The sequence below is a fragment of the Pseudomonas sp. PS02303 genome (assembly GCF_029959925.1).
In the GTDB taxonomy this organism is placed as follows: domain Bacteria; phylum Pseudomonadota; class Gammaproteobacteria; order Pseudomonadales; family Pseudomonadaceae; genus Aquipseudomonas; species Aquipseudomonas mandelii.
In genome coordinates this window covers 1-3,256 of record NZ_JASCOM010000411.1, presented here as the reverse complement: position 1 = coordinate 3,256, position 3,256 = coordinate 1, and the positions used below count along the sequence as shown (strand labels likewise).

General features: G+C 61.0%; 3 protein-coding genes. 1 reads left to right on the top strand and 2 read right to left on the bottom strand.

Annotated features, from left to right (window positions below):
* The first annotated feature begins 222 nt into the window (after positions 1-222).
* The gene (locus QMX98_RS33415) at positions 223-1,020 is read left to right on the top strand and encodes an acyl-CoA thioesterase domain-containing protein (protein ID WP_010461621.1); all 798 of its coding nucleotides are present in this window, start codon (positions 223-225) and stop codon (positions 1,018-1,020) included.
* Here the strand turns inward: QMX98_RS33415 and QMX98_RS33410 are convergent, their stop codons facing one another.
* Together QMX98_RS33410 and QMX98_RS33405 are read right to left on the bottom strand one after the other, a co-directional pair.
* Complete coding sequence (locus tag QMX98_RS33410; RefSeq protein ID WP_010461619.1) at positions 1,021-1,386, bottom strand: terminase; 366 nt, start codon at positions 1,384-1,386, stop codon at positions 1,021-1,023.
* 209 nt (positions 1,387-1,595) lie between these two features.
* On the bottom strand, positions 1,596-3,077 hold the full coding sequence (locus tag QMX98_RS33405) for a methyl-accepting chemotaxis protein (protein ID WP_077747924.1): 1,482 nt from the start codon (positions 3,075-3,077) through the stop codon (positions 1,596-1,598).
* Positions 3,078-3,256 lie beyond the last annotated feature (179 nt).

The following is a 3,256-nucleotide window of genomic DNA, read 5'->3' as shown; positions in this document are numbered from 1 at the left end:
ATCAAATGTGGGAGCGCGCCTGCTAGCGAAAGCGGTGTATCAGTCGGCATCAGAGCTGGCTGACAGACCGGTTTCGCGAGCAGGCTCGCTCCCACAGTGGTTTGGGTGTTGAACCAGGGACAGGCACGGCTCATCTGTCAGTGCTTTTGGCCGGAATAAGCGCTGTGCCGTCTGCGCTGGCTGGTTAAGATCTCTCCATCCTTTTTCCGCACTGAGGTTTCCATGCGCTTTTCCGATCTGCTCGACGCCGTCCGCAGCCAGCCGCTGGCGCTGTCTATTCCGGCCGGATGGGCTCAGGGGCGTGCCAGTTTCGGTGGCCTGGTGGCCGCGTTGCAATACGAAGCCATGCGCGCAAAAGTCCCGGCGGATCGGCCGGTGCGTTCGCTGGCGATCACCTTTGTCGGGCCAGTCGAACCCGAAGTGCCGGTCAGTTTTGAGGTCGATGTGTTGCGCGAAGGCAAAGCCGTCAGCCAGGTGCTGGGCCGGGCGATGCAAAAGGGGCAAGTGGTCACGTTGATCCAGGGCAGCTTCGGTGCCTCGCGACCTTCCGAAGTGGCGGTCGCGGCCGAGCCGGCACCTGAAATGAAGCACTGGGACGATTGCCAGGAACTGCCTTATATCAAAGGCGTACTACCGGAATTCATGCAGCATCTGGCGATGCGCTGGAGTGTCGGCGGTCTGCCATTCACCGGCAACAAATCCCGCGATATGGGCGGCTGGGTGCGTTTGCGTGGGGATGTGAAGGAAGAGGCGCTCGGCGAGTCGCATATTCTGGCGCTGGTGGACGCCTGGCCACCGGCCCTGTTGCCACACCTGAGCAAACCCGCGATGGGCAGCACGCTGACCTGGACCATAGAATTCGTCCAGCCGTTGCTCGAGTTGAGTACGCTGGACTGGTGCAAATACCTGGTGGAAATCGAGCATGGCGCTGACGGCTACGGTCACGCAGCCGCGAAACTGTGGAGCGCGGATGGTCAGTTGATCGCCATGAGCCGGCAGACGGTGACGATTTTCGCCTGATCAATGACGACGGTGGCGCTCACGCCAGGCGCGCCACCAGCCGCCGCTGAGGAAAAACCGTGGAAAGGTCAGGAACTGCTCGACCAGCAAGCGCGATAGCGCATCCTTACGATCACTGAACGGCTCGGAGGCTTGCGTCTCCAGGCTGTGGCCGTGGCGCTGCAAGCCTAATGCAGCGATCACGCCAATGACACCGATGGCGAAGTTCACGAAGTTCAGGCCGAACACCCCGGAAACAATCAGCAAAAACGCCACGATGAATAGCGGCACGGCAATCAGGTGCAACACCAGATTGGTCGGGTGCTGGTGATTGCCCGGGTAGGCGCGCCATTGCCAGGCGGGTAGGTTGGGGTGACGTTTGCCCATGATGCTAATCCTCGATCCATGTTGAACACATGATTGAAGAATAGGCTTGGCCACTGCGGGCGGCGAATCAAGGTTGGCTATCGGAGTGATAGCGGCCATGGTCGGGATTGATTGTGACTGGTCTGACGCCTTCGCGGGCAAGCCTCGCTCCTACAATAACAAAAGCGTCGCCAACCCTTGTAGGCGCGAGGCTTGCCCGCGAAGAGGCCTTACAGCTTGAGCTGCCCGATCGCCTTGTTCAACTCCCCAGCCAACGCTGCCAAATCATTACTGGTCGTCGCCGAATCCACCGTTTGCTGCACGGTGTTCTCGGTCACGTCCCGAATACTCACCACCGCCCGGTTCATTTCTTCCGCGACCTGACTCTGCTGCTCGGCCGCCACCGCAATCTGGGTATTGCTTTCGCGCATCTGTGCCACCGCGCTGGTGATTTGTGCCAGCGCGACACCAGCCTCTTGGGCCTGTTGCACGCAGTCGTCAGCCTTGAATGAGCTTTCCTGCATGAAGTCCACCGCGTCCCGAGTCCCGGCCTGCAGCGCGGAGACCATGATCGTGATCTCGTCGGTCGAAGTTTGCACGCGCTTGGCCAGGTTGCGCACTTCATCGGCGACCACCGCAAAGCCACGGCCCATGTCGCCGGCGCGGGCCGCTTCGATCGCCGCATTCAGGGCCAGCAGATTGGTCTGCTCGGCAATGCTGTGAATCACGCCGACCACGCCGTTGATTTTCTGACTGTCCTCGGCCAGGCGCTGGATCATCTCGGCCGTCTGCTGCACGCCGCTGGACAACCCGGCGATGGATTTCTGTACCCGGCTGACCACTTCCTGCCCGCTACCGGCCAAGGTATCGGCGGTTTGCGAGAGGTCGCGGGTCGCGCCGGCATGCTGGGCGATGTGATAGACAGTGGCGGTCATTTCGTTGATCGCCGTGGCGGCCTGATCGGTTTCGCTTTGCTGGCCGAGCATGCCGTGACGCACCTCGTTCATGCTTGAGGCCAGTCGTGCCGCGCCGACATCCAGTTGCCGGGCAGTGCTGGCAACGGTGTTGACTACTCGCTGGTATCCGGCCTGCATCGCGTTGAAGGCATTGGCCATCTGCCCGACCTCGTCCTTGCAGGCGAGTGGCACACGGGCTGACAGGTCGCCGGTTTTCTCGACGTGGAGCATCACATCTTTCAAGGTGTTGAGTTGGCTCAGCAGGAAGCGGATCAATAGCTGCGAAGCGGCCAGCATCGCCAGCATCAGGATGAACACCGCCACCGCGTAATTGGCGAAGCGTTCGCCAAACACCTGGCTCAGGCTCGGGCCATGGGCGATCACCGCGATCTGCTGACCGTCGGGGCGGGAGAACACCTCGGCGCCCATCAACGGGTTGTCGCCGAACAGCGGCATTGAATTGATCTTGACCCAGCCCTTGGCATCGGCCAGTTCCAACACCGGCTGCTCGTTCAGCAACGGCGCCTGTCCGCGACTGTAGGTCAGCAGGTTATCGGCCTTGGGCAGCGGTTGTCCGGCAGGCCAGGCATTGAGCAAGCGAGCCTGCGCCTGAGCCGACACTTGAGAGGCGTGGCTGCGGGCCTGTTGTTCGAGCTGCACGGCGTACAGCACCAGCAAGAGGGTAGTGAAGAAGGCGACCGCATTGACCGCCCAGAATTTGTACTTCAGTGAGATGTTGCTAAGCCAGGCACCCATGGAGGTCTTCTCTGATAGCGGAAACAGCATTGGCAAGGTGCCAGCATTGTGCCGCTATGCAGGGATTACGGACTTGATGTGGATCAACGATCAGCAACCCCCCCCTGTAGGAGCGAGCCTGCTCGCGATAGCGCCCTGTCAGTCACATTAATGTTGGATGTGCCGACGCCATCGCGAGC